This is a genomic window from Aerococcus sp. L_32, from assembly GCF_050689315.1.
This window is the reverse complement of record NZ_JBOEQF010000775.1, coordinates 1-854: the sequence shown is the minus strand read 5'-3', so window position 1 is coordinate 854 and position 854 is coordinate 1. Positions and strand designations below refer to the sequence as shown.

Here is an 854-nt window from a genome sequence, read left to right as displayed (position 1 = left end):
GTTCTTTTACGGCGATAAGGAACTTTACCGGTTCTATACCATGTTTTTAGCTACGCAAGGCTTTACGGTAATTAATTTCAATTACCGTCTCGCACCAAACCATATTTACCCAGCACCACTAGAAGATATCAACCAAGTGCTACAATGGATGACTGCAAATAGCGAAGAATACTACATCGATTTAGATAATTTATTTTTATTGGGCGATTCTGCAGGTGGTCAACTCACTCAACAGTACGCTACAATTGCTTCAAATCCTAATTATCAAAATTTATTTGACTTTCAAGTACCTAATATCCAATTTAACGCTGTTGGTTTAAATTGTGGTGCCTATTACATCGGCAATAATATCGGTTCCCCTGATGATTTTCCTTATTACCTTGATGGAAAAATGACTAATCAACTAAAAGCTCAGTTACCCGTTGAACAATACATCACTACCAACTTTCCACCTGCTTTTGTCATGACATCAAGCCATGATTTCCTAAAAGAAGCTGCTATCCAATTTGGCCAATTTTTAATTTCTAAAGGGAATGAAGTCTACTTTAAAATCTATAGAAACACTGATGGTTCTGAACTAAACCATGTATTTCACATTGATCAAAAATCCCGTATTGCAAAAGAGTGTAACCTAGATCAAATTGGTTTCTTCAGAAAACATACGTGTTAGAAAAATGACATAAAGTCAGTAATCATGTTCACCATGGTTTACTGGCTTTTTTTTTATATCATCGAAAAAGGATAGATAGCCATTAAAAACGACGATCAATCCTTTATCCTGTATATTTTTTTACATTAACAGTTCATATGGCGACAATAGTTTCGCTTTGGTAATCATGTGCGCAATTTCTTCC

1 protein-coding gene is annotated in these 854 nt (G+C 34.9%); it reads left to right on the top strand.

Annotation, left to right across the window (positions count from 1 at the left end; all coding sequences use genetic code 11):
- On the top strand, positions 1-670 hold a 670-nt coding region (locus ACRCJ0_RS16365), incomplete at its 5' end, for an alpha/beta hydrolase (RefSeq protein ID WP_431391220.1).
- Positions 671-854 lie beyond the last annotated feature (184 nt).